General features: G+C 67.2%; 21 protein-coding genes. 9 read left to right on the top strand and 12 right to left on the bottom strand.

What is annotated here, in order from left to right:
- Window positions 1-282 precede the first annotated feature (282 nt).
- The 5 genes from crcB to ABZW16_RS12810 all read right to left on the bottom strand — a co-directional run bounded on the left by crcB (window position 283) and on the right by ABZW16_RS12810 (window position 3,519).
- On the bottom strand, window positions 283-657 hold the full coding sequence (gene crcB / locus ABZW16_RS12830) for a fluoride efflux transporter CrcB (protein ID WP_354955258.1): 375 nt from the start codon (window positions 655-657) through the stop codon (window positions 283-285).
- A complete protein-coding gene (locus tag ABZW16_RS12825; protein WP_354955256.1) occupies window positions 654-1,001 on the bottom strand; it encodes a DUF190 domain-containing protein in 348 nt (115 codons plus the stop codon). The genes crcB and ABZW16_RS12825 overlap by 4 nt, the downstream gene beginning before the upstream one ends.
- On the bottom strand, window positions 998-1,468 hold the full coding sequence (locus ABZW16_RS12820) for a CrcB family protein (protein WP_354955254.1): 471 nt from the start codon (window positions 1,466-1,468) through the stop codon (window positions 998-1,000). The genes ABZW16_RS12825 and ABZW16_RS12820 overlap by 4 nt, the downstream gene beginning before the upstream one ends.
- Window positions 1,469-1,757: 289 nt before the next feature.
- Window positions 1,758-2,384: a TetR/AcrR family transcriptional regulator gene (locus tag ABZW16_RS12815; protein WP_354955252.1), complete on the bottom strand. Its 627-nt coding sequence runs from the start codon at window positions 2,382-2,384 to the stop codon at window positions 1,758-1,760.
- 244 nt (window positions 2,385-2,628) lie between these two features.
- Entirely contained in the window at window positions 2,629-3,519 is an 891-nt protein-coding gene (locus ABZW16_RS12810; RefSeq protein WP_354955250.1) for an alpha/beta hydrolase, read from the bottom strand.
- Window positions 3,520-3,655: 136 nt separating this feature from the next.
- On the opposite strand from ABZW16_RS12810, the gene ABZW16_RS12805 reads away from it, so the two are divergent.
- Complete coding sequence (locus tag ABZW16_RS12805) at window positions 3,656-5,515, top strand: Na+/H+ antiporter (RefSeq protein WP_354955248.1); 1,860 nt, start codon at window positions 3,656-3,658, stop codon at window positions 5,513-5,515.
- Window positions 5,516-5,530: 15 nt separating this feature from the next.
- On the opposite strand, the gene ABZW16_RS12800 is transcribed toward ABZW16_RS12805, so the two are convergent.
- Window positions 5,531-6,079, bottom strand: a complete 549-nt coding sequence (locus tag ABZW16_RS12800; RefSeq protein WP_354955246.1) for a TetR/AcrR family transcriptional regulator — start codon at window positions 6,077-6,079, stop codon at window positions 5,531-5,533.
- 229 nt (window positions 6,080-6,308) lie between these two features.
- On the opposite strand from ABZW16_RS12800, the gene ABZW16_RS12795 reads away from it, so the two are divergent.
- The 3 genes from ABZW16_RS12795 to ABZW16_RS12785 are packed head-to-tail and all read left to right on the top strand — an operon-like array spanning window position 6,309 to window position 8,486.
- Window positions 6,309-6,998 carry a helix-turn-helix domain-containing protein gene (locus tag ABZW16_RS12795; protein WP_354955244.1) on the top strand — a complete coding sequence of 230 codons (690 nt, stop codon included), beginning with the start codon at window positions 6,309-6,311 and terminating at the stop codon, window positions 6,996-6,998.
- Window positions 6,992-7,654, top strand: a complete 663-nt coding sequence (locus tag ABZW16_RS12790) for an enoyl-CoA hydratase-related protein (protein ID WP_354955304.1) — start codon at window positions 6,992-6,994, stop codon at window positions 7,652-7,654. The genes ABZW16_RS12795 and ABZW16_RS12790 overlap by 7 nt, the downstream gene beginning before the upstream one ends.
- A gap of 49 nt (window positions 7,655-7,703) precedes the next feature.
- Window positions 7,704-8,486, top strand: coding sequence for a crotonase/enoyl-CoA hydratase family protein (locus tag ABZW16_RS12785; protein WP_354955242.1), 783 nt, complete (start codon window positions 7,704-7,706; stop codon window positions 8,484-8,486).
- A gap of 13 nt (window positions 8,487-8,499) precedes the next feature.
- On the opposite strand, the gene ABZW16_RS12780 is transcribed toward ABZW16_RS12785, so the two are convergent.
- Window positions 8,500-9,213 (bottom strand): dienelactone hydrolase family protein, encoded by a 714-nt coding sequence (locus tag ABZW16_RS12780; RefSeq protein ID WP_354955240.1) that lies wholly within the window; start codon window positions 9,211-9,213, stop codon window positions 8,500-8,502.
- Window positions 9,214-9,889: 676 nt separating this feature from the next.
- Here ABZW16_RS12780 and ABZW16_RS12775 point away from each other — a divergent pair.
- Together ABZW16_RS12775 and fadD11 are read left to right on the top strand one after the other, a co-directional pair.
- A complete protein-coding gene (locus tag ABZW16_RS12775; protein WP_354955238.1) occupies window positions 9,890-11,014 on the top strand; it encodes a class I SAM-dependent methyltransferase in 1,125 nt (374 codons plus the stop codon).
- A gap of 98 nt (window positions 11,015-11,112) precedes the next feature.
- On the top strand, window positions 11,113-12,909 hold the full coding sequence (gene fadD11, locus ABZW16_RS12770; RefSeq protein WP_354955236.1) for a fatty acid--CoA ligase FadD11: 1,797 nt from the start codon (window positions 11,113-11,115) through the stop codon (window positions 12,907-12,909).
- Window positions 12,910-13,006: 97 nt separating this feature from the next.
- Here the strand turns inward: fadD11 and ABZW16_RS12765 are convergent, their stop codons facing one another.
- Both ABZW16_RS12765 and ABZW16_RS12760 read right to left on the bottom strand, forming a co-directional pair.
- A complete protein-coding gene (locus ABZW16_RS12765) occupies window positions 13,007-13,201 on the bottom strand; it encodes a ferredoxin (protein WP_354955234.1) in 195 nt (64 codons plus the stop codon).
- Complete coding sequence (locus tag ABZW16_RS12760) at window positions 13,198-14,628, bottom strand: cytochrome P450 (RefSeq protein ID WP_354955232.1); 1,431 nt, start codon at window positions 14,626-14,628, stop codon at window positions 13,198-13,200. Before ABZW16_RS12760 ends, ABZW16_RS12765 begins: the two co-directional genes overlap by 4 nt.
- A gap of 109 nt (window positions 14,629-14,737) precedes the next feature.
- On the opposite strand from ABZW16_RS12760, the gene ABZW16_RS12755 reads away from it, so the two are divergent.
- Window positions 14,738-15,400 carry a TetR/AcrR family transcriptional regulator gene (locus ABZW16_RS12755; RefSeq protein WP_354955230.1) on the top strand — a complete coding sequence of 221 codons (663 nt, stop codon included), beginning with the start codon at window positions 14,738-14,740 and terminating at the stop codon, window positions 15,398-15,400.
- A gap of 6 nt (window positions 15,401-15,406) precedes the next feature.
- Here the strand turns inward: ABZW16_RS12755 and ABZW16_RS12750 are convergent, their stop codons facing one another.
- Together ABZW16_RS12750 and mshC are read right to left on the bottom strand one after the other, a co-directional pair.
- Complete coding sequence (locus tag ABZW16_RS12750) at window positions 15,407-16,480, bottom strand: MBL fold metallo-hydrolase (protein ID WP_354955228.1); 1,074 nt, start codon at window positions 16,478-16,480, stop codon at window positions 15,407-15,409.
- Between the two features lie 400 nt (window positions 16,481-16,880).
- Window positions 16,881-18,119: a cysteine--1-D-myo-inosityl 2-amino-2-deoxy-alpha-D-glucopyranoside ligase gene (gene mshC, locus ABZW16_RS12745; RefSeq protein WP_354955226.1), complete on the bottom strand. Its 1,239-nt coding sequence runs from the start codon at window positions 18,117-18,119 to the stop codon at window positions 16,881-16,883.
- A 228-nt stretch (window positions 18,120-18,347) separates the two neighbouring features.
- On the opposite strand from mshC, the gene ABZW16_RS12740 reads away from it, so the two are divergent.
- Together ABZW16_RS12740 and ABZW16_RS12735 are read left to right on the top strand one after the other, a co-directional pair.
- The gene (locus ABZW16_RS12740) at window positions 18,348-18,635 is read left to right on the top strand and encodes a hypothetical protein (protein ID WP_354955224.1); all 288 of its coding nucleotides are present in this window, start codon (window positions 18,348-18,350) and stop codon (window positions 18,633-18,635) included.
- Complete coding sequence (locus ABZW16_RS12735) at window positions 18,632-19,504, top strand: LLM class flavin-dependent oxidoreductase (protein WP_354955222.1); 873 nt, start codon at window positions 18,632-18,634, stop codon at window positions 19,502-19,504. The genes ABZW16_RS12740 and ABZW16_RS12735 overlap by 4 nt, the downstream gene beginning before the upstream one ends.
- Window positions 19,505-19,974: 470 nt before the next feature.
- Here the strand turns inward: ABZW16_RS12735 and ABZW16_RS12730 are convergent, their stop codons facing one another.
- Window positions 19,975-20,772: an SCO1664 family protein gene (locus ABZW16_RS12730; protein ID WP_354955220.1), complete on the bottom strand. Its 798-nt coding sequence runs from the start codon at window positions 20,770-20,772 to the stop codon at window positions 19,975-19,977.

The raw sequence follows: 20,772 nt of genomic DNA, 5'->3' as shown, positions 1-20,772 counted from the left end.
GTCTCCTCGGGTCGGCGCATCGGCGACGGGCGCGGTGGAACCTTCTCGTTCGTACCCGGTACTGATTATGGTCTCCACCATAATCCGGATGTCAAGATGCACTGCCGACCGATCGGTCGTGTTCGGGGATAGATGGTGAGGTTCAGGGCTAGGTGGCGGGCAGTGGTGTGCTGCCGGGCTCGATGCTGGGTTCTGTTCACCACCTACCTGATGGCCGCGGCGGGTGCCGTGGCTGGGGCGTGGTGTGACTCGTGGGTCGGTGCAGCTCGTGCGGTGGTTGGTTCAGTGCCAGATGGCTTGGGTAAGTGCGGTGCTGGTGTAGAAGGCGCCGATCCCCGCGATGATGGTGGCGGCGAGGTTGGCGATCGCGTGGAAGCGTGCGCCGGTTTGGGTCAGTCGCAGGGTTTCGTAGGACAGGGTCGAGTAGGTGGTCAGGGCACCGCAGAAGCCGGTGCCTATCAGCAATTGCACGTTGGGGCCGACGGCCGCCGCGGTGACCGCGCCGGTGAGAAACCCGAGAGTGAAGCTGCCCACGACGTTGACGGTGAAGGTGCCCCACGGGAAGACGGTGTCGTGGCGGGCCTGGACGAGTCGGTCGGTGAGGTAGCGCGCGGGAGCGCCGATCGCGGCCCCGGCAATGACGAGCAGCCAGGTCATGATTGTTCGGTGCGGCCGACGTAGCGGATGACTTCGACGGGGTCGAGGATGACCAGCCCTTCGGTGACGAGTTCATCGAGCTGGGGCAGGAATGCGCGGACGCGGTCGGCGGAATCGATGATGACGATGGCGACCGGCAGATCCTCGCTCAGCGACAGCAGCCGAGTGGTGTGGACGCGAGAGGATGCGCCGAAGCCCTCCACGCCGCGGAACACGCTGGCCCCGGCCAGTCCGGCGTGGTGGGCGCGGTGGACGATCTCGCTGAACAACGGTTTGTGGTGCCAGGTGTCGCTTTCGCCGATGAACACCGTCAGGCGTAGCGCATCTCCGGTGAGGCGGGTCATCGTGTCCTCCGGTCGATGAAGGTGTGGGTGAGGGTGGCGGCGATCCAGGTAGCAGTCAGCGCGAGGATCGGTGTGGCGGCCAGGTAGATCAGCCCGGCGGCGGCGTGACGAGTGTCGACGAGGCGGTGGAAGTCGGCGGCGTAGGTGGAGAAGGTGGTGTAGCCGCCGAGGACACCGGTACCCAGGAACGGGCGCAGCAACCGTTGCCCGGTCCAGACTTCGGCGATCAGGACCATGAGAGCGCCCATCACGGCGCAGCCGGTGACGTTGACCAGCAGCACGGTCCAGGGAAACGCGCCGGGCGCGGTTGGCCACCGCAGTGCAGCGGCGTAGCGGGCGGTGGCGCCGATCGCGCCGCCCAGGGCGATCACAGCGAGGATGGGAGCGTGCTCGCGCAGCCGTGCACGACGCCGTCGGGCAGCGAACGGATCTGATCCGGCTGTGGTGGCGGGTGGTGGTGTGGGCACGTTTCTCCTACTCGTGGCGCGCCCAGTGGGCGCTGGTCGTCACAAGTAGGGACCGTTGGCGGTGCGTGACCGCGGTTCGGGTCCGGCGAGCCCCACCGCCGCGCGGTTCCGATCAGGCGATGGGTTCCGCAGACTGCTGAGCCTAGCCCATGCCGCTGCTGCGCAAGTCGCTACGGCAGCTGAACAACATTGCGCAGAAAAGTCCACCACTGCTGGCGAACCCCAGCACGACGAGCCCTCCAATCGCCAACGCGAGCCGCAGGTCGCGGCGGGTCGCCGCGACCTGCGGCTATTCGCCGGGAGTGCTGATGGTGGCGGCGAGGTGCGACTGGAGTTCGCCGACGGTGTCCTCGAGCGGGGCCGTATCGCGTTCGACTCGACACAGCGCGATCGCGCCCTCGACGGCGGCGACCGTCAGGGTGGCCATGCGGCGCGAGCGCGCCGGGTTCAAACCGTGGCGGATCAGCAGGTCGGTCAGGGCGGTATTCCAGCGGGCGAAGATCGCGGCGGCAGTCATGGCGAATTCCGGTGCGTCGTCATTGGTTTCGACGGCGACGGCGAAGATCGGGCAGCCCGCTCGGTAATTACTGTCGATAAGGGTCCGCCGCCACAGCGCCACGAACATGTCCAGGGCGACCATCGGGTCGTTATCGCGGGTGATCGTGTCGATGAATTCCGACATCGAGCCACCGGCCGCGGCCAGGGCATCGGAGATCAGCTGGGTGCGACCGCCCGGAAAGTGGTGATAGACCGAACCGCGCGGCGCGCCGGTACTGGCCAGCACCCGGTCCACACTGGTAGCGCTCGCGCCATGGATACGCAGGGATTCGATCGTGCCCTCGATCATCCGCCGTCGCGCGTCCCGCACCCGTGGGCGCGCCGGAGCATCCTTATTCGATCGGCGTGTCGCTGCCATGTAGCCATGGTATGGGACTCCCCATAATCGCGAGATGGTCGAGCCTGGTCGAGCCCGCCGACGCCGTAGACGACGCACCAGCGCACGCCGACAATGGCGCGCAGCTGGATGCGATCGGCCCACGGACAAACCGGAACGACCCCGGGCCATCCTTCGGTGTGCAGGCGGGCGGGAGCCACGATGCCCTAGGTCACCTGGCCGGGTGCTGTCCCTCGTCACCTGGCTGGAGCTGTCCGTTGACGTCCTACGTCACGCGGCTCGCATGGAACTCCAGCACTGCCGCCAGGGTCTCGTCGGGGGCTTCGAGCTGCGGATAGTGACCGATCTTCGGTAGCTCCACCACATCCGGATTCGGAATCAGCTCGCGGTAGCGACGGACCATATGTGCGCCGGAGACCGGGTCGAGCAGCCCGTCGATCAGCCGGACCGGAACCGGCGTATCGCGCAGCGCGCCCACCCACCGTTCGCGGTTCGTCTTGCGCTCGCCCATATACCGAATGAGCTTGTGCCCATTGCTCTTCCCATGCTTGCTGCACCACAGGATCCAGAATTGGTCCAGTTCTTCGGTGCTCGGGCGGGTGTCGGGTCCGAAGACTGCGGTGAGGTTGCTGCGGAAGACCCGTTCGGTGCCGAATACCCCGACCAGTGGTCCGAGCGGACTGGCCAGCAGCTTCTGCACCACCCGCGCCCGGTGGGTCTCGGGGAACAGCCCGCCGTTGAGCAGGCATAGCGATTCGATCACCAGTGAGTCGTCGCCGTCGGCGCGGCGTTGCGCATCGCGGGCCAGCAACTCCTGGGCGACGGTATCGCCATAGTCGTGGGCCAGGATGTGCACGCGTGAGATCCGCTGCTCGCGCAGCAGGTTCTCGTGGATATCGGCCTGATCGGCGATCCGGTACTCGTAGTTGCGGGGTTTGGCCGACCAGCCGAAGCCGATCATATCCGGCGCGATCACCCGGGCGAAGCGCTCGCGCAGACCCGGCCAGACCGCATGCCAATCCCAGGACGCGGTGGGAAATCCGTGGATGCAGAGCAGATTTCCGTCGCCCCTACCGCTGCTGTCCTGCCAGAAGATCTGGTGGCCGCGGTGGGTGTGGCGTCGCCCGCTCGCCCGCCAGGACGCAAACTCTTCCATGTCTACCTCCTTCGTGCCGACAACTATTGCGCGCGAACGCTACCGCCACAGCCATTCCGCGGAACCGACCTGACTGTCCGTGTCACGTACCGTGCAGTCTTTTTGAGCCGGGTATGTGCTCTGCGAGAATGCCAACGTGCATGTCGCGATCGGCCTGGTTGTTCTAGTCGCCTCGGCGGCGTCGCTTGCGGCGCTCGCGCGACGGTTCGGCATATCCGAACCGCTGGTATTGACGCTGGCCGGGGTGGTCGGGTCGTATCTGCCGCACGTGCCCGAGGTGCATCCGGATCCGGAGATAATTCTGCTCGGATTCCTGCCGCCGCTGCTCTACACCTCCGCGATCCGCACCTCGCTGGTCGATTTCCGGGCCAATGCGCGCACGATCGCGCTGCTGTCGGTGGGACTGGTGCTGTTCAGCACGTTCGCGGTCGCGGGGGTGGTGTGGTGGCTGCTGCCGGTGCCGTTCGCGGTGGCGGTCGCCTTGGGCGCGGTGGTTGCGCCGACGGACGCGGTGGCCGCGACCGGGATCGCGCGGCGCATCGGCATGCCGCGCCGGATCGTCACCATCCTCGAGGACGAGTCGATGTTCAACGACGCGACCGCGCTGGTGACGGTGCGCACCGCGATCGCGGCGGCCGCCGGAACGGTGTCGGTGTGGAAGGCCGGTGGTGACTTCCTGCTCGCGGCGGGCGGCGGTGCCGCGGTCGGCATCGCGGTCGCCTATCTGCTGTCGATGCTGCGGCGACGGATCAACGATCCGGTGCTGGACACCACGCTGTCGTTTCTGGCGCCCTTCGTCGCCTACCTGCCCGCCGAAGGCATCAAGGCCTCCGGTGTGATCGCGGTGGTGACCTGCGGCATGGTCCTCGGCCACGGTGCGCCGGTATGGCAGAGCGCCGCCTCCCGGATCGCCGAGCGCACCAATTGGCGCACCATCCAGTTCATTCTGGAGAGCGTCGTCTTTCTGATCATCGGATTGCAGATGCGTGCGATCATCGAGGGCGCGTGGGGCAGCGGACTCGATCACCGCACCCTGATCGTGGCGGCGGTGGCGGTCATGCTGACGGCGATGCTGTCGCGGCCGCTGTGGGTGTTCCCGGTAACGGTGCTCTCGCGCAAACTCGGCCTGTCGAATGCCGATGTGCCGCTGACCCATCCGCTGGTGGTGTCATGGGCGGGGATGCGCGGGGTGGTCACCCTGGCCGCGGTGCTGCTGCTGCCGGCCGATACCCCGCAGCTTGCGGTACTCAAGCTGCTCGCGCTCGTCGTCGTCGCGGGAACGCTACTGCTGCAAGGGACTTCGCTGTCGTGGGTGGTGCGACGGCTGCATGTGCGCGGGCCCAGTCGCGCGGAAAACGCGCTGCAGAAGGCGAATCTGTTGCAACAGGCCACCGCGGCCGGACTCGCCGAACTGGAAAAACACATCACCCCGGATACGCCGCCGGGGGTTGTCGAGAGCCTGCGTGATCGGGTCACGGGCAGGACCAACGCGGCCTGGGAGCGGCTCGGCCGCTCGGAAGCGGAATTGGCGACACCGACCGCGGAATATCGGCGGCTGCGACTCGAGATGCTGCGCGCGGAACGGGAAACGGTACTGCGCGTGCGGGATTCCGGCGGTGCGGACTACGAGATCCTGCAGTACGTGCTGTCCCGGCTCGACCTCGAGGAATCGATGATCGACCGCTTCGACGAAACCGAGGAGGAGCGCGTCGAACCGCTGGCCGCGCCCGTGGCCGCCGACTCGTGCGAACATCTGCTGGCCGCGCCGCTGCTGCTCGAGCCGAACGAACCCGATGAATGCAAGGAATGCCTGGCCGAGGGACTGACCTGGGTGCATCTGCGAATGTGCCTGTCCTGCGGGCACATTGCCTGCTGCGACTCCTCGGTGGGCAATCACGCGACCAAGCACTACGGCAGCACCGGGCATCCGGTGATGCGCAGCGTCGAGCCGGGTGAGGCGTGGCGGTGGTGCTATGTGGACGAACTGCTCGGCTAGCGTCGCAGCGCTAGCTCACCGGCGGGCGTGCGAATAGATCAACCGCGCGTACTCGGCCAGCAGCTGGTCCAGCGAAATGTCCTCACCGCCCGCGGCGATCTGCTGGTAGCCGATCAGCATCGACATACCGAGCGCGGTGACCACCGCGGTGGTCTCATCATCGCCCACAACGCCTTTGATCGCCTTGTGCACGGTGCGGCGGCGCGATTCGTCGACCCGCTTGAGCGCGAGATTCACCGATTCGTCATTGGCGGCCCAGGCGCGGATCGCGGCCTCGGCGGCGTGGTGCAGACCCGAGGCGAGGTCGGACATGGCGCGGATATCGTCATCGGGGTTGCCCTGGTTGAAGTTCAGCGTGCGCAGGATGACGACCTGGCGGTTCTCCCAGTGCTCGAGCAGTGCGTCCACGAAGCCCTGCCAGCTGCCGAAGTGATGGTAGAACGAGCCGCTGGTGACCCCGAGACGGCGGCACAGCACGCCGATATTGAGGCCTTTGAAGCCGAGTTCGGAGAGGACCTCCAGAGCGGTGTCGAAATACTGCTCCTTGGTGACCACTCGTGACATTCGCAGGCGCCGTTTCTGTTCGTGCGGGCAGGGGTGGGAGGACCAGACAGTACCTCATCGTATTGCCGTCGCGTTGGAACGTAGCGAAGTCTACGAAATAACATCGCCACGCCGTAAAGGTACCCGTGACCGGTCGAAACATGCAGTGGCGTAGTCGAACAGAGTTTGCCGGCGCGATGCGCAACCCTGCGATTCGATTACAGAGCAAACGCTCTGTTATAGTCGTGGCATGCCTCGCCCCCGGACCCACGATCCCGACGTCGTGCTCGATGCCGCGGAGTCGCTGGCCGTGCGCTCGGGTCCGGCGGCGGTCACCATCCGTGCCGTCGCCGCCGCGACCGGAGTCTCCAACGGCGCGATCTATCACACCTTCGGTTCGCGCGCGGAACTGTTGGGCCGCAGCTGGTTACGGGCCGCACGGCGATATCTGACCATGCAGATGGACCTGGTCGAGGCGCACCTCGGGGCCTCCGTGGTGGTTGCCCCGAGTTCATCGAACGGCCGGGGTTCCGCGCATTCGCCGGAGGTCGTCGCGGCGGTACTCGCCGCGGCCGAGACACCGGTCGAATTCGCGCGACAGTTCCCGGATTCGTCGAAATTACTGCTGACCGTCTCGCGCGACGAACTGCTCGGCGACGAACTGCCCGACCAGGTCGCGGCCGAACTCGCCGGAACCGATGACGCGCTGGTGGCGCTGATCATCCGCCTGTCCCGCGCGCTGTGGGGCCGGGGCGACGGCGCCGCGGTCGATGTGATCACCACCTGCGTCGTCGATCTGCCGACCGCCATCCTGCTGCGCCGGGACCGGATCACCGAACCCATTGCCCGCGAACACCTGCGAGCCGCCGTGCGCGCGGTGCTCGACGTGGGCCCACCCGACCGAACCTCGAAAACCAACCCCGACAAAGGAACATCATGAGCACACTGAGCTACCACGAGAAGATTGCCGTCCTGGACCTGGGTACCGACGAAAATCGTTTCACCCCAGCCTTTCTCGAGACCGTCAACGCCCAACTCGACGCCGTGCTCGCCGAGGGCGCCGATGCGCTGGTGACCACCGCGAGCGGCAAGTTCTACTCCAACGGCCTCGACCTGGACTGGCTGGTCGCCAATGGCGAGCGCACCCAGTGGTACATCGGCCAGGTGCAGGCGCTGTTCGCTCGGGTGCTGACCCTGCCCATCCCGACCGCCGCCGCACTGCCCGGCCACGCCTTCGGTGCGGGCGCCATGCTCGCCCTGGCCCATGACTACCGCGTAATGCGCGGCGACCGGGGCTACTTCTGCCTGCCCGAGGTCGATATCCGCATTCCGTTCACCCCGGGCATGGCCGCGCTGATCCAGTCCAAGCTGACGCCCAAGGCCGCAGTCGCCTCGATGACCACCGGCCGCCGCTTCAGCGGCGTCGACGCCAGGGCACTCGATATCGTCGATGCGACCGCGGGCGAAGGTACGGTCACCACCGAGGCCCTCGCGCTGCTCGCCCCGCTCGGTGCCAAGGACCCCGGGACGCTCGGCGCGATCAAGAACACCATGTTCGGCCCGGTCGTCACCAAGCTGACCGAGACCGCCTCGTAAACCGCTGCGCCCCGGTAGGTTTGCCGAGCAGTCGACCCAGGAGCCCGCTATGACCGACGCCGCCACCCTGCACCGCGAGGGCCACATCGCGATCATCACCCTGAACCGGCCCGAGGCGATGAACGCAGTGAACGCCGCGCTCTCGACTGCCGTCGGCGCGGCCCTCGAAGAGTTGGCGGCCGATCGGGAACTGCGGGTCGGGGTGATCACCGGGGCCGGTCGCGCGTTCTGCGCGGGCGCTGACCTCAAGGAATTGGCGCGCGGCACCGGCATTCACGATCCGCAGCACCCGGAATACGGATTCGCCGGTCTGGTCCAGCATTTCGTCGATAAACCGCTCATCGCCGCCGTCAACGGATTCGCCCTCGGCGGCGGCACCGAGATCGTACTGGCCTGCGATCTCGCGGTGATGAGCGCCGACGCCCACCTCGGACTGCCCGAGGTCACCCGCGGCCTGTTCGCCGCCGCGGGCGGGGTGCTACGGCTGCCACGCCAGATCCCGCCCAAGATCGCCCACGAGATGGTGCTCACCGGAACCCCGATCGATGCCGCGGCGGCCGCGCACTGGGGACTGGTCAACCGGGTCGTCCCGGCCGAGCAGGTACTGCCCGCCGCAATGGAACTCGCCGAGACGATCGCCGCCAACGCACCGCTGTCGGTGCGCGCCTCCAAGCGAATCATGCACCGCGTCAACGAGTTCGGCTCCGAATGGGACAACCCGATCTGGGAGATGAGCTTCCACGAGGCGGCCCCGATCTTCACCAGCAGGGACGCGCTCGAAGGTCCGCGCGCCTTCGCCGAGAAGCGTGCGCCGCAATGGCGCGGTGAATGATGGGATTGCCCGCCTACTCGGAGCCGTCCGCAGCGCCGTCGGTGAGGTGCCTGTCGAAGAAGGCGAAGATGCGACGCCAGGCATCGCGGGTGGCGTCGGCGTCGTAGCCGAGGCCGGTGACCCGCAGCACCGGGTCGATGGCGAAGATATTCGCGAAACCGTGCATGGTGCCCGGATAGGTCTTGATGTCGTGTTCGACACCGAGTTCGGTGAGCGCACGGTCGAGTTTGCGGCCCGCGCCGATGAGCGAGGGATCGAGCTGGGCATAGCTGGCCACCACCGGACACGCGCCCTCGAGCTGGGCGCGGTAGTCGCCGTAGAGACCCGGATAGAACGGCGCGGCCGCGTCGAAACCCATAGGCGCGGTGAGCAATGCGAAACCGCCACCCATGCAGAAACCGATGACCGCGGTCTTACCGGTGCAGTCGGGCTCGGCGACGAGCCGGTCCCGGGCGGCCAGGATCTCCCGGATCGCCGGGCTCGCACCGGTCAGGATCAGCGAGCGCATTACCGCGCGGATGCAGCGCACCCGGCCGTTGGCGAACAGATTCGGGGCGATGGTGAGATAGCCGTAGTCGGCAAGCATTTCGACATTGGCGCGGAGATCGGGGCCGAAGCCGACGCCGTCGTGGACCACCACGACACCGGGCCACGGCCCGTTCCCGGTCGGGCGGGCCAGGATCGCCTCGAGGGTGCCGTCCGGCGCGTCCAGCTCGATGGTGTTCATGACCAGAATGTATGTCACTGTCTCAGACGTGTACAGCCAAGCGGTGGCTATCGCGTGGCGCGCTCGAACGCGCGGCGTGAGTCTCCGGGCGTTGGTCAGTAGGACACGCGCACCCGGACGCAGCACGGACGCTTGGAGTAAGCCGTTGCCCAGCCACGCCCACACCGGCCACACCGACGGCACGATCCGCGCCGCAACCGCGTGCTGTCACCGGATCGTCTGATCGCTGCCGCGCATGCGGCGCAACGCTTTCGACGAGACATCGCGGTTGTGCAGTCCCCATTTCGGCTGTTGTGCGCGTACCGCCCTTTCACGGGCGGTGGCGATCACCCAGGACGCGTCGGTGGCATCGAATACCTCGGGGGGAGGGCCGTGCCCGCCCACGGTGCGAACAGGTGAGCTGCCTTGCCCGCCTGCGGGATCCGCGCCCCATCCAGCCGCTCGATATGACCCCTGGGTGACACCGGCCGCGCCCAGTGTGCGAGGCTTGAACGGACATTCGGGTGAAAGGGCTGCTCATGACGCTAGGCATGGTCCTCGGCGACGGCTTCGCTCGCGCTTCGACGCGGGACCGCTAGCCCGTCCTCTTCCGGCCCACCGGCCCTCAGGTCGACCTCCCGCTCCTCGTCGAAGTGTTCTCCGTGCCAACGCACGTCCCATCACGAGGAGCACTCCTTTGTCGACCATTCATTGGACCGAAGCAGATACCGACCACAGCGCCCAGTGGCATTCCGAGAGTGCCGCGCCGATGCCCACCCGGGTCGCGGTTATCGATGACCGCGTGCGCGCCGATATCGCCTACCGCCTGGCCTGCGAAGGGACAGCGCTGCTGTGGCGTGGCGACTTCCACAACGCGCGCCACTTGCTGCAGGTATTGCGCCGCCGCATCGATCGCAAACCCGTACCCACAGGCGCGGATCCGGCCGAATCCTTTCACCTGTACCGCCGCGCCCGCGGCCATCGGGCCCGGGTGTTGGGCAAGCTGCTCGTGCAACTGGAGCGGGATCATTCGCTGGCATTGCGGCGGGCACCCGACGTGCGGTGGGCGTGCACCGAGGCATATGGGTCTTCGCGAGAGCCGATGGTGGTCGCGCTCACCGAACTGCTCGGCGCGATCGGAGCACGCCAATGGCGCGAAAACGGTGTCCTGATACCGGCTCTCGGCGCGCGGATCCACCCGCACTACGGGGTGTTCTCCCCCGTGCGCGGTGAATACGTCGATCTGGTCGCCTGCGCGTCGCTGCCGGTCGAGCACTTCACCGCCTTCGATCTCGGCACCGGAACCGGCGTGCTCGCGGCCGTTTTGGCGCGCCGCGGCGTCGAGCACATCGTCGCCACGGATATCAATCCGCGCGCGCTCGACTGCGCCCGCGACAATATCGACCGGCTCGCGCTCACCGGTCGCGTCGATGTGCAAGGCCCCGGCCTATTTCCCGATGGCCGTGCGCATCTGGTCGTCTGCAATCCGCCGTGGCTTCCGGCCCGTCCGACCTCGGCCGTGGAGCAGGGCGTCTACGACCCGGACAGCACCATGCTGCACGCCTTCCTGACCGGTCTCCCCGACCACCTCGAACCGGGCGGCGAGGGTTGGCTGATCCTGTCGGATCTCGCTGAACGCCTGCAACTGCGCACCCGTGCGGAGCTGCAGGCCGCCATCGAGTCGGCGGGTCTGCGGGTGGTGGATCGGATCGACACCAGGCCGCGGCACGCCCGCCCGAAGGACATCAGCGATCCGCTCCACACCGCCCGCGCCGCGGAAGTCACCTCGCTGTGGCGGCTGGTCCCCCGATGTGGTCGATGATGCGGCGCCGCAGCGGAATCGAGCGAAAACGGCACGCGCGCACCATGTCGCGACCTACGGTCGGGAGAAATTCCGCCGAAGTGATTGTGATGGGTGTGATGACCGAACCGAATACCTCCTGTGCCGCGTTCCAGCGCGTTGCCGCAATCGAACCCGATGCGATCGCGGTGCGCTCCATCGGTGGCGGGCAAGCACTGACCTGGCGCGAGTACGCCGAACAGGTCTGGGCTATTGCGGCGGGACTGCACGGGCTGGGGATCGGGCGCGGCGACACGGTCGCGCTGATGATGGCCAATCGGGTCGAGTTCTATCCGATCGAGGTGGGCGCGCAGCACACCGGCGCGACCTCGTTCTCGGTGTACAACACCCTCGCACCCGAGCAGTTGAACCATGTCTTCGGCAATGCGGGCAACCGGGTGGTGATCTGCGAGGAGCAGTACGTCGAGCGGGTCCGCACATGCGGTGCGCAGATCGAAACCATCGTCTGCATGGATGCCGAGCAGGCCGGAACGATCAACCTCGCCGAACTGAAGGCCAAGGGCCGCAATGATTTCGACTTCGAGGCGACCTGGCGGGCGGTGCGCCCCGACGATATCGCGACGCTGGTCTACACCTCGGGTACCACCGGGAATCCGAAGGGCGTCGAGATCACCCACGCCAATCTGACCGCCGAGGCGCATGCGTTCAACGCGGTGCTTCCCGTCGAATTCGGCGACCGGCAAACCTCCTACCTGCCGACCGCGCATATGGCCGACCGGTTCACCGGGCTATATCTGCAGGAGTACTACGGCACCCAGATCACCGTGGTGCCGGACCGAACCCAGTTGCCTGCGGCACTGGTGGACGCGCGGCCCACGATCTGGGGTGCGGTGCCGCGAGTGTGGGAGAAGTTCAAGGCGTCGGTCGAATTCTCCGTCGCCAATGAACCCGACGAGACCACCAGGGCCGCACTGCAATGGGCGCTCGGCGTGGCCGCGCGCAAGGCCGCTGTGCTGCTCGACGGGCGCACAGTCGATGCGGAACTGGCCGCCGAATGGGCCAGGGCGGACGAGTTGGTGCTGTCGAAGCTGCGCACCGGACTCGGCCTGGACCAAGTGAAGTGGGCGATGTCGGGCGCCGCGCCGATCCCACCGGAAACTCTCGGCTTCTTCTGCGGCCTGGGCATCCCGATCAGCGAGATCTGGGGCATGTCCGAGCTGACCTGCGTGGCAAGCGCCAGCCCGCCCGCCGAGGCACGCCTGGGCACCGTCGGACGGATGCTGCCCGGCTCGGAAGCCAAAATCGCCGAGGACGGCGAATTCCTGGTTCGCGGACCGCTGGTGATGAAGTGCTACCGCAAGGAACCAGGTAAGACCGCCGAAGCCGTCGACGCCGACGGCTGGCTGCACACCGGCGATATCCTCACCCGCGACGCCGATGGCTACCTGCGGGTCGTCGACCGCAAGAAGGAACTGATCATCAACGCGGCCGGAAAGAATATGTCCCCCGCCAATATCGAGAACACCATCAAAGCCGCCACCCCGCTCGTGGGTTCGATCGTCACCATCGGCGACGCGCGCCCCTACAACACCGCCCTGATCGTGCTCGACGCCGAATCCGCAACACCCTATGCGGCCCAACACGGTCTCCCCGACCCCTCCGCCGCCGCACTCGCCACCGACCCCGGCGTCATCGCCGACATCGCACAAGGTGTCGCGGCAGGCAACGCGAAACTATCCCGAGTAGAACAGATCAAACGCTTCACCATCCTCCCCACATTCTGGGAACCCGGCGGCGACGAAATCACCCTCACCATGAAACTGCGCCGCAAACCGATCGCAACCAAATACGCCCCCGAAATCGAAACCCTCTACACCCCAACCCCACCCGCCACAGTCCACACCCCCGTCCCCTAACCCCCCAAGCTGGACATACGATCACCATGCGCTGGTGCAGGCAAACGCCGAGAGCACCCCTGCATCAGCGCATTCTCACCCGCTGGATTTTGGCGGGTCAGTGGGGTGGGTGGTGGAGGGCTTGGACGGGGCAGGATTCGATTGCTAGTTCGGCGTCGGGGTGGTCGGGGGCGGGGATCTGGTCGACCAGGATTTGGACTTTGCCGGATTTGTCGATCTCGAAGACGTTCGGTAATAGGGCTTCGCACATGCCGTGGCCTTGGCAGCGGGAGCGGTCGGCGGTGATTTTCATGCGGGGCGCCGGGATTCGACGCGGGTGGTTTGCAGGTGGATGGGGAGGCCGTCGAGCGGGGTGGGGCCGGTTGCCCAGCCCATTGGGGGGACGTAGTCGGTGGGTACCGACCATTGGTAGTGCAGGAGCATGCGGTGCATGATCGCCTTGACGGTCATGCCGCCGAAGTACAGGCCGATGCACTTGTGTGCGCCGCCGCCGAAGGGTGCCCAGACATAGCGGTGCGATTTGTCCTCGTGGCGCTGGGCGGTGAAACGTTCCGGATCGAAGACATCCGGGTCGTGCCACCAGCGGTCGATGCGCATCGCGGGATGCGAGCCGATGACGACTATGGTGCCTGCGGGGACGAAATGGCCCTGAAGTGCGGTGTCGCGCACCGTCTCCCGGATCTGCTGGCCGACCGGGGAGTACATCCGCAGGATCTCCTTGAACACCAGATCCAGGGCGGGTAGCCGGTCGAGATCGTCGTAGTCCAGCGAATCCTTGCCCAGCGCTTGTGATTCCGCGCGCAGCCGGTCCTGCCATTCGGGGTGCAGGCCCAGCTGATAGCCCATCATCGACAGCGCGATGGTGCTGGTGTCGTGCGCGGCCATCAATACGAAGATCAAATGGTCGACGATGTCCTGATCGGTGAAGGTATGGCCCTCATCGCTCGCGGTATGGCACAGCACACTGAACAGGTCATCGCCGCTGCACGCACGTCTTGCGGGCATTTCCGCGCGACAGTAGTCCTCGAGCACCTTGCGCCCGCGTAATCCCTTCGCCCACAGACCCCCGGGCAGATTGGTGCGCACCAGCGCCTGTCCACCGCGCACCGCATCGATGAACGCCCGCTCGAGCCGGGCGGCCTCGGGGCCGAGGCGTGCGCCCATGAACACCTCCGACGCCATCCGCAGCAGTAGGTCCTTGGTCGCGGGGAACAACTGAAAGTCATTGCCGGGCAACCAGTCACGCATGCCGCGGGCGATCGCGGGAGTGGTGATGTCGAGATAGCCGACGAGCCGCTGCCGGGTGAAGGCCTGCTGCAGGATGCGCCGGTGGTAGCGGTGCTCGTCGAAGTCGCGCAACAGGATCCCGCCGTGGAAGAACGGTCCGATGAAGAAGTCGTAGCCGCGCCGCGCGGAGTACACCTTGTCGCGGTCGGAGAGGACTTCCTCGATCGCCTCCGGGCTCACCACCATGACGACGCGGCGCCCGAGCATGCCGGACCACTGGACCGGACCGTACTTTTCGAAGCGGCGCCGGGCGAAGTCGAGATTGTCGGTCATGGCCGGGAGCGCGTGCCCGATCACCGGCAATCCGTAATCACCGAGCACCGGCCGTAATTCGCTGCCCGCGGGCGGTTCGGCGAGGGTTCGGGTCCGAGTGGGATAGCGCTCGGCCAGTGCGGCCGCCGCGTGCTTTGCCCGAAGGGCAATGGTCGCCATGGTCGTGATCCTCTCGCGCCTTTGCGAAACTTCTGTGACCCAGACCATACCGGAATCGATAGTTTCCGTAAACGCTTGTTTCCTGATTGTGCTGCGGCATACTGACCCTGTGACACGGGCAGCGACCGGGATCTATCGTGGTACCTCCGCCGAACAGCGGCGCGAGGAACGCCGGCGTCGCCTCATGGACGCCGCACTCGACATCATCGGCACCCAGGGCTGGGCGACCACCACGGTGCGCGGAGTCTGCGAACAGGCCAAGGTGGGCCCGCGCTTCTTCTACGAGAGCTTCTCCGACCTCGATGCCCTGGCCGCGGCCGTGCACGACGAGATCATCGACACCGCTATCCGCAGTTCTCTGGACGCCCTGGCCGCGGCACCCGACGGTATTGCGGCCAAAACGCGAGCCGCGGTCACCGCCATCCTCACCTCCGTCATCGATGACCCGCGCCGAGCCCGGGTCGCCTTCGCCGAGGCACACGGCAGTGAAACCCTGATGCGCCGCCGCGCCGCCGCCATGCGCACCATCGCCGATGTCGTCGCCGATCAGGAACGCGCCCTGCTGGACCCGCCGCCGGGCAGCGACATCCTGGTGCGCGCGGTCTCGCTGATGATCACCGGTGGCGCCGCCGAACTGGTGCTGGTCTGGCTCGATGGCGACATCGACATCAGCCGCGACGAACTCATCGACCTCTGTGCCGAATTCGTCCTCACCTTCGCCGACAACCTCGCCACGATGGCCGCGCGTCTGCCGCCCAGACCGGCTCACTGACGCGATTTACAGGGGAAAGGTCAGGCGGTGGGGGCTGAGGTAGTCGAAGGGGTCGTGCATGGGGCGCAGTTGCGGGCGACGGTCGGCGGCGACGCGGGCCAGTTCGCCGCGCAGGGGTGCATCGTAGGTGGCGGCTGAGGCGGTCAGACCGGGCAGCCAATTGTCGTGGTGGCTGGGCACGAACAGTTCGGGGCGGATCGCCTCGATGTAGCGGCGGGGGTCGCGCAGGCCGTTCACGATCTGGTTGAAGCCCTGGACCGCGCCGATCTGCACGTTGGTGGACGGTAGCTCAGCGAAGACGTCGAAGACCTGCGGGGCTCTTTCGGTGAGCGGACCCGAGGAGTCGTGCCAGAGCAAGGAGAATCCGGGTACGCGGAATTGATAGAGCAGGCTGCCGCCTTCTGGATCCTTGAGGCGCGGCGCGCTCTGCAGCACACCCGCCAACGTGGGTGGATGACGCACGAGCGTGTGCAGTTCCGGCCTCGGGAAGAACGGTGCGGATCCGCCCGGCCGCTCGGGTGCGGTCGGTGCGGAGTGCACGTGGCGGACCGCGGTCACCTCGACCGGGCCGACGGTGAAGTCGTGCCGCTGTCCCGGCCGCGAACTCGCGTCCCCGAGCGCGACCGTTTCGAACGTCGGATCCGCCACTTGCGCACGGATATTCGCGCCATGCTCGGCGGTTCCGTACACGACAGCTCCGCAGGCCTGCGCGATCCGCCCCGCATCACCGGCGTGATCGAAATGCCCGTGCCCGATGAAGATCGCCGCTGGCGCCAGATCCGCTAGATCCTGCGCGGTCGCGGGCACATAGCCGGTACTCGTCAACCGCGGCACCCACGCATCCAGCAGAAACACCGAACCGGCCAGGGCGAACGCATAGGTCGTGCACCCCACCCAGGACAGCACCACCCGATCCGCACGCACCGCACCGGTATCCGGATCCACCACATCCGCCCCGAAAAACCGCGTTCGTGCCGCAACAGTCCGCGCATCCCCCTGCCCGCCCGAGCCTGCCAACCGCCCCGCCGCGAGCACGCCCCCCGCCTCGATCACCCCACCGATCCGGTTCCGCCAACCCATCAATCCGCGAGGATGAATACCGCACACCCGTGTACAACACCACGGATCGCCCCGCCGAACAACCCATCCGCCACCCCCCAGCGATCCCACCCGAATCCGCCCGATCAACCCGCCACGGCACACAGGCCTTCCCACCACACCTTCGGCCGAGCTGGTATGAACCTGGGCGACCAAGCGCAGGTCCAGGTTGCAGAGCTGGGCTCATCGGCGCATGGCAGCGCCGCGGTCATCTGCCCGTCGCGGATTTCGGCGGCGCTGCCTATGGTTTGCTGTCGCGCGTGCCATTCGAGGCGGTGACCTGGGGACCGCAGTCGGTGCGCCACGGATGGCTGCGCATCGACTGCGGTCGAGGTCCTTGCGGTGCTGTCGGCCGCAGTGACCCGGTGGGGCCAGCTGCGAGCTATAGCCGCACGCCGAGTAGACCGTCCACGGCGGTGGCGACGAGAGCTGGGGCCGCGCTGTCCTGGCCGCCGTAGTCCAGGGCCTGAGTGGCCCAGTTGTCCAGGGCGGCAAGGGCTTTCGGGGTGTCGAGGTCGTCGGCGAGATGTTGGCGCAGACGGGCCACGGTGTCCACGGCGGCGGGGCCGGAGGCGAGTGCGGTGGCGCGGCGCCACAGGTCCAGACGGCTGGTGGCCTCGGCAAGGACGGTGTCGGTCCACATGCGGTCCTGGCGGTAGTGACCGGCCAGCAGGCCGAGGCGGATGGCGGCCGGGTCGACTCCGGCGCGGCGCAGCTTGGAGACCAGCACCAGATTGCCCCTGGACTTCGACATCTTCTCGCCGTCCAGGCCGATCAGACCGGCGTGCACATAGTGGCGGGCGAAGCGGCGGCCCGCAATGAGCGCCTCGGCGTGCGCGGCCGAGTATTCGTGGTGCGGGTAGATCAGATCGCTGCCGCCGCCCTGGATATCGAATTCCGGGCCGACGCGGTTGAGCGCGATCGCCGCACACTCGATATGCCAACCGGGGCGGCCTGCACCGAACGGGGCGGGCCAGGACGGCTCGTCGGGACGGGCGGCGCGCCACAGCAGCGCATCGATGGTGTCGCGTTTGCCGGGACGATCCGGGTCGCCACCGCGCTCGGCGAACAGGCGATCCATGGTCGCCCGGTCGTAGCCGGATTCGTAGCCGAATTGTTCGGTGGCGTCGGCGCGGAAGTAGACGTCGGGGAACTCGGCATCGTCGACCGTGTACGCCGCACCCGAGGCCAGCAGCTTCTCCACGAATTCGACGACCTCGTCGACGGATTCGATCGCGCCGATGTAGTCGCGCGGCGGCACGATCCGCAACGCGGACATATCCTCGCGGAACAGATTGATCTCGCGGGTGCCCAGATCACGCCAGTCCATACCGTCGCGGGCCGCGCGCTCGAACAGCGGGTCGTCGACATCGGTCACGTTCTGCACGTAGTGCACCTCGTGGCCCGCGTCGCGCCAGAGCCGGTTGACCAGATCGAAGGTCAGGTAGGTGGCGGCGTGCCCGAGATGGGTGGCGTCGTAGGGGGTGATCCCGCAGACGTACATGGTGGCCGTGGCGCCCGGGGTCACCGGGCGAACCTGGCGGTCGGCGGTGTCGTACAACCGCAACGGAGGCCCTGCTCCGGGAATTGTCGGTAGGGCGGTATCGGACCAGGACTGCATGATTCGAGAGTAAAGGTGTGGTGGCGGCCATTGCGCCGCGCCCTGCCCCGAGCGGTACCGTCGGCGGCGAACACCCCGGATCTGACCTGCCCCGATGTAGTGAAAATCGGAAGTCAATGTTTCCGCGCTCGCGGATCGAATTGCTGCGAGTGACGCAGGTCACTCCGATGCGGCCGGGCCAGCTTTCTTGCGGCTACACCGCAGACGAACGATCGGACGCCGCATTCAATGATGCGGTCGATCGGGAATCCACGCGGCGGACCGGACAGCGGATTCGAGGTGTTGTACGGCGTCCGCGGGCAGTACCAGATCGATGTCTGCCAGGTTCTCCGCCAAGTGGTCGACGGTGCGCGGGGCGACGATGGGCAGCACGGCAGTGGATCGGCGTCCAACCCGCGGCCGCGCGGATTGCTATCAGCAGCACTGGCCCAGCGACGTTTCGACGGGGCTCCGCGGCCACGGACGGAGCCGAATCCCGCCGGGGCCGAATGGGATCACGCTAGGTTGGACGGATGACTGTTCTCGGTGCGGTGTCGTTGCCTCAGATCTCTCCCGAACGTTTGGTCGCGGTGGCGGCCGCGGCGGAGGACAGCGGGCTGGAAGAGTTGTGGCTGTGGGAGGACTGCTTCTGGGGCGGCGGGATCGCCAGTGCCGCAACGGTATTGGCCGGAACCGAACGGGTGCGGGTCGGCATCGGGGTGATGCCGGTGCCGCTGCGGAATGTGGCACTTGCCGCGATGGAAGTGGCGGCGCTGCTGCGACTGCATCCGGGGCGGGTGGTTCCGGGATTCGGGCACGGGGTGCAGGACTGGATGGGGCAGGTCGGTGCTCGCGTCGAGTCGCCGATGACGCTGTTGCGCGAACAGTTGGGCGCGCTACGCGGCCTGCTGAACGGCGAGAAGGTCAGCACTGCGGGCCGCTACGTGCAGCTCGACAATGTCGCCCTGGATTGGCCGCCGACCACACCCCCGGCGATCGCCGCCGCCGCGACCGGCCCGCAGACACTGCGGCTGTCCGGCGAACTCGCCGACGCCACCATCCTCACCGCACGGACCACCCCCGACGGCGTCCGCGCCGCCCGCTCGCTCATCGAAGAAGGCCGCTCGAAAGCCGGACGCACCGGAACACACCGGTTGATCGTCAACCTGCTCACCGCCACCGGCCCGGATGCATCCGAGCGCCTCACCGCCGCCCAGCAACGCAACGGCGGTGACCACCCGGCCGAGGCAGGCATCGCGGGCGATGCACAAACCATTGCGAACACCATCCGCGACTACGCCGATGCGGGCGCCGACACCGTTGTCCTCGAACCCACCGACGACGACCCGAACCTGATCGACTTCGTCCACTTCGTCGGCACCGAGGTCCGCCCACTGCTGAGCTGACACCGCAAGCCCCTCGGCTCTGCCGAGTGGGTTCTGTGGCCCGCACGCTAGGCGGCTGCACGATCGATATCAGCCCAGTTCTGCGACCACGACCGGCACAGAGCGTTGGGCGCGAATCGCGGTGACCATCGCCGGGCGCCTGGTCGAGCGTGTCCCGGATCCAGGACCACCTCGCGGCCGTCGGCGCAGGCATCCACTGCATCGGCAGCGCCTCGCTCGCCCGTGACTTTCCATGCGCGGTCCGGCGGTCGTCCGCCCTGACCAGGTGATCATGCGCGTTTCGCGACGAAGGTGGGGGTGTCGGGATCCGTTGCTGCCAAGGTGGGTGAACTATCCCGAGTGGGGTGGACCCTTCTCGGTCGATGCGGAAACCGTTGTCACATTGGACAGTTCGTGCACCGATGCAGTCGATGAAATGCGGCACCTACTGCATATCGCAAGCGGTCGACGGCGGTAGTCCCGAGCCCAGTTCAGAACGCAGGCCACGGAATCGGTCGCGACGTTCGCGGCAATGGCATTACCGGGTTGTCCAGCAGTTCGCGCGTGCGGTCGGCGAGTGCTTCGATCTCGGCATCGGTGAGATGCGACGCGAGATCATCGGCGACCGCGCCGGGGAGGGCCTTGGCGAAGGCGGCGATATCGGCCATCAGTCCATCGCAGATGGGTTTGCCCGCCCAACCCCATAGCACCGTGCGCAGTTTGTGCTCGCTGTGCAGGCAGATGCCGTGGTCGACGCCATAGACCTGACCGTCGACACCTTCCAGGGCATGCCCGCCCTTGCGGTCGGCATTGTTGAGCAGCACGTCGAGCACCGCCATTCGCTGCAGGCGAGGGTCGTCGGCATGGATCAGCGAGACCTCGTTGCCCGCCGGGTCCTGGGCGCGCAGCACCTCGCAGAATCCGTCCGGAACCGCGCCCAACGGCACCAGATCGACCAGATCGAGCCGGTTGCCCTGGTCGGTGTGGTTGTCCACCGACTCCACCCACCGCTGCACCATGCCGGGCCCGTACGGACCATCGCGCAGGATCGTCTCCGGAATGACACCCCAGCCGAGTGCATCCGACACCCGATACGAGGCGACCTCACGCCCGGCGAGGGTACCGTCCGGGAAATCCCACAGCGGCCGCTCACCGCGCACCGGCTTGTAGACCACGCGAACGGGCACGCCATCGGAACCGTCCGCATCGCAGACCAGCGTGACGTTGCTCGCGGTTGTCACCCGCCCGATCACCGACAATTCCGCGGTGTGCCATCGAGGCTCGGCCAC

The organism is Nocardia sp. NPDC004604 (genome assembly GCF_040609795.1).
Classification (GTDB): Bacteria; Actinomycetota; Actinomycetes; order Mycobacteriales; family Mycobacteriaceae; genus Nocardia.
The sequence above is the reverse complement of the archived record's forward strand: the minus strand, read 5'-3'. Positions and strand labels throughout refer to the sequence as shown.

What these genes read in the sequence shown, in the direction of transcription:
- crcB (WP_354955258.1), bottom strand. Translation starts at nt 657, where the DNA reads ATGACCTGGCTGCTCGTCATTGCCGGGGCCGCGATCGGCGCTCCCGCG.
- ABZW16_RS12825 (WP_354955256.1), bottom strand. Translation starts at nt 1,001, where the DNA reads ATGACCCGCCTCACCGGAGATGCGCTACGCCTGACGGTGTTCATCGGC.
- ABZW16_RS12815 (WP_354955252.1), bottom strand. Translation starts at nt 2,384, where the DNA reads ATGGCAGCGACACGCCGATCGAATAAGGATGCTCCGGCGCGCCCACGG.
- ABZW16_RS12810 (WP_354955250.1), bottom strand. Translation starts at nt 3,519, where the DNA reads ATGGAAGAGTTTGCGTCCTGGCGGGCGAGCGGGCGACGCCACACCCAC.
- ABZW16_RS12800 (WP_354955246.1), bottom strand. Translation starts at nt 6,079, where the DNA reads ATGTCACGAGTGGTCACCAAGGAGCAGTATTTCGACACCGCTCTGGAG.
- ABZW16_RS12795 (WP_354955244.1), top strand. Translation starts at nt 6,309, where the DNA reads ATGCCTCGCCCCCGGACCCACGATCCCGACGTCGTGCTCGATGCCGCG.
- ABZW16_RS12785 (WP_354955242.1), top strand. Translation starts at nt 7,704, where the DNA reads ATGACCGACGCCGCCACCCTGCACCGCGAGGGCCACATCGCGATCATC.
- ABZW16_RS12780 (WP_354955240.1), bottom strand. Translation starts at nt 9,213, where the DNA reads ATGAACACCATCGAGCTGGACGCGCCGGACGGCACCCTCGAGGCGATC.
- fadD11 (WP_354955236.1), top strand. Translation starts at nt 11,113, where the DNA reads ATGACCGAACCGAATACCTCCTGTGCCGCGTTCCAGCGCGTTGCCGCA.
- ABZW16_RS12765 (WP_354955234.1), bottom strand. Translation starts at nt 13,201, where the DNA reads ATGAAAATCACCGCCGACCGCTCCCGCTGCCAAGGCCACGGCATGTGC.
- ABZW16_RS12760 (WP_354955232.1), bottom strand. Translation starts at nt 14,628, where the DNA reads ATGGCGACCATTGCCCTTCGGGCAAAGCACGCGGCGGCCGCACTGGCC.
- ABZW16_RS12750 (WP_354955228.1), bottom strand. Translation starts at nt 16,480, where the DNA reads ATGGGTTGGCGGAACCGGATCGGTGGGGTGATCGAGGCGGGGGGCGTG.
- mshC (WP_354955226.1), bottom strand. Translation starts at nt 18,119, where the DNA reads ATGCAGTCCTGGTCCGATACCGCCCTACCGACAATTCCCGGAGCAGGG.
- ABZW16_RS12740 (WP_354955224.1), top strand. Translation starts at nt 18,348, where the DNA reads ATGATGCGGTCGATCGGGAATCCACGCGGCGGACCGGACAGCGGATTC.
- ABZW16_RS12735 (WP_354955222.1), top strand. Translation starts at nt 18,632, where the DNA reads ATGACTGTTCTCGGTGCGGTGTCGTTGCCTCAGATCTCTCCCGAACGT.